Below are 2,753 nucleotides of genomic sequence, written 5' to 3'. Positions count from 1 at the left end.
CAGCGAACCCTCCGTTCTGCTGTGCCAAACCTTATCAGATCAACCGGCCAAGATAGTTGTCGCTGGACCGGACAAGTTAATTGTCGCTCTATAAGTAGTAGTGCTTTCTGGGGTGGATACCCCGTTATTTCCAGGATTTTGAAGGCTATTACCGGGAAGTAGACTATAACCCTTATCAGGACTTAGCGTAGCAGAGAGGCTTTCGGCAGTTCCTGGCCAAAGGAGCACGGTTGCCGCATCGCGGCGTCGCCTACATTCCTTAGCCGAATGGGCTGGTGGCGATATGAACGAAGGAGAGTGAAGTGCCAGTTACCGGTGAGTGTTTCTGCGGTGAGGTGAGGTACCAAATCGAGGGCCGGCTTCGAGATGCAAGGTGTTGTCATTGCTCTCGCTGCCGCAAGGCATTCAGCTCCCAGGCGTCAGCATACGCATTGGTTGAACCAGCCGATTTTCGGTGGCTGTCCGGTGAGGGAATGCTTACGTCTTACGTCGGCAGTCATGGCTTTGGGTTGCAGTTTTGTAGCAAATGCGGGTCTACACTGTGTGGTATTTTTGATGGCGTCATTCATGGTGTGACATTGGGTTGCGTGAATGGTGATCCGGAAATTGACATTGGCATGCACATTTTTGTGGGGTCGAAGGCAGCGTGGGAAGTCCTGCCAGATACGGGGACTCAATATCATGAGCGCGGACCGGACACTCCATAATCAGGCAGTCAACCGACCGACAATAGTTTGGCCGCTTTTGGTTATCTCTGCTTCGGCGATGCCTAGCTTGGTGTTAGGTGTGTATTTGATCTATAGGCCATAGAGAGACCTGGGGAAATCTAATGAGCTACTATGACGATTCAAAGAGCGTAGATGAGTACATCGAAATGTGCCAAGGCTACGATGGAAGTAATATCTATGAAATGGTGAAGAATCATCTTGATAATGGACAATCTGTTCTGGAGCTTGGATCAGGTCCTGGCTTCGACATTCCCTTTTTGGCAAACCATTTTCATGTTACGGGTTCAGATCTTTCAGAAGAATTCCTGCGTCGATGCAGAAAAAATCACCCGGATATTGAGTTTCTTCAACTTGATGCAAAAGATGTTAATGTCACGAGTAAATATGACTGTATTTATTCGAATAAAGTACTCCATCACTTGACGGTAGACGAACTGTCCCAATCGCTGGATGCTCAAGCGAACGCTCTAACTCAAAATGGCATCATAGCTCATTCTTTTTGGATAGGTGAAGATAGCCAGGAGATGAGTGGGCTGCTCTTTACATTCTACCGCGAAAGACACCTTCTTGAGATTATCTCCAAGCGTTTTACCGTACTATCAACGCTGAGCTATAAAGAGTTTGAGCAGTCAGATTCCCTGTTTGTAATAGCTGAAATTAAAGAGAAGGAATATCAGGCGTAGAGTATGGACTGAAAGACGGCTAGTTCCTGTGCCCTAGATCCGGGTAAGGGCAGCAAAACGGTTGGCCGGTATCCTGGTCGTTGGGTGTATCGGGTGCGGCGACGGCAAGGCCGATTAAATGGGGAGAAGATTCATGGAAGACCTTATTGTACGGGCAAGGAAGTATGCGCGAGGGGCTGGTCAAACTCAAGAAGGTCAGCGACGTGCGTCGGAGAAAGTAGAATACCTTTCCAGATGGGTAAGTTGGCTGAGTGTCGCTCTCAGTGCCGTGGTCGGAACCTCGATCTTTGCAGAGTGGACAATGGCCTATCCAGTTCCGCTAGGCCTTGCAGCAATCACCGCGGCCGCGCTGGGAGCTATGCAGCGAACTTCGAGGCTTGAAGAAAGAGCTGAGGATCATCGAGTTGTTGCGGCGGAATATGGCGGTTTGCGTCGACGAATAGACATGTTCAGGTTGCGATTGGAAGCGGGTGATGTCACACGAGAAATGGGTTTGGCAGAGCTGGATCAAATTGGTAAGGATCTCTCTATCCTGGCAAAGCGGGCAAGGCCATTGTCTGACCGTATCTATAACTCAGCCAAAAAGTCATTTAAGAACACACATAGGGAATACTACTCCAGCTCACCAACCCATGCGGGTAGCGTTGTATTCCGAAAGGTGGATGGCAACGTGCAGTTCCTGGTTGTCCAGGCGCTTGGTAAACCCAATGAATGGGTTCTACCAAAAGGGCACATCAAACAAGGCGAGTCTCCGGAGCAAGCCGCTCGAAGAGAGGTGCTTGAAGAAACTGGCATACTAGGAGCTTTGTGGCAAGCTCTGGATACAGTTGAATATGTAGCGCCAAGAGGGCCAGTAAAGGGATTGTTCTTTCTAATGGAAGCAGTTAAGGAGAATGCGCCTCGTGAAGGGCGAGAGAAAGAATGGCTTAGCTTCGCCGATGCCATTCAAAAGCTTCAGTTCAAAGAAGCCCAACAGCTAGTATGCCAGGCTTACTCAATACTTCGGTCTGATACCTTGGCTGGAATAGATGAGCTGCGCAGTCAGTAAATCCGATAGGCTGAAACCTCTGACAAGAGGCGTACCAGCAAGGGCAATAAAGATCGATGAGTCTACTAATAAACAGATAACGTTTTTAGGGATCCAGGTGGCGTTCTACTAAAGCTAGGCAAGTAAAAGGCGTACCACTGTACGCATTGGGATCGCTGGCGCTTTTTTCTACAAATGCAGCGAGCCAGCGAACATGGCGAGTAAGCGTCCAACCGAACCACGTTTACTCTGCGTTTCTTCTCTGTAGCGGCAGCAACTCATCAAGGCGGCTGTTGGGCCAGGTAGGCAGTTTTT

The 2,753-nt window shown here is 49.2% G+C and carries 3 protein-coding genes; all 3 read left to right on the top strand.

Annotated features, from left to right (window positions below; translation table 11 throughout):
• Positions 1-302 precede the first annotated feature (302 nt).
• Complete coding sequence (locus tag G565_RS26640) at positions 303-707, top strand: GFA family protein (protein ID WP_084649502.1); 405 nt, start codon at positions 303-305, stop codon at positions 705-707.
• A gap of 122 nt (positions 708-829) precedes the next feature.
• Positions 830-1,411: a class I SAM-dependent methyltransferase gene (locus G565_RS0120595; protein ID WP_028672487.1), complete on the top strand. Its 582-nt coding sequence runs from the start codon at positions 830-832 to the stop codon at positions 1,409-1,411.
• 133 nt (positions 1,412-1,544) lie between these two features.
• Positions 1,545-2,459 carry an SLATT domain-containing protein gene (locus tag G565_RS27355; protein ID WP_211227244.1) on the top strand — a complete coding sequence of 305 codons (915 nt, stop codon included), beginning with the start codon at positions 1,545-1,547 and terminating at the stop codon, positions 2,457-2,459.
• Positions 2,460-2,753 lie beyond the last annotated feature (294 nt).

The sequence above is a fragment of the Saccharospirillum impatiens DSM 12546 genome, assembly GCF_000423605.1.
Classification (GTDB): Bacteria; Pseudomonadota; Gammaproteobacteria; order Pseudomonadales; family Natronospirillaceae; genus Saccharospirillum; species Saccharospirillum impatiens.
The sequence above is the reverse complement of the archived record's forward strand: the minus strand, read 5'-3'. Positions and strand labels throughout refer to the sequence as shown.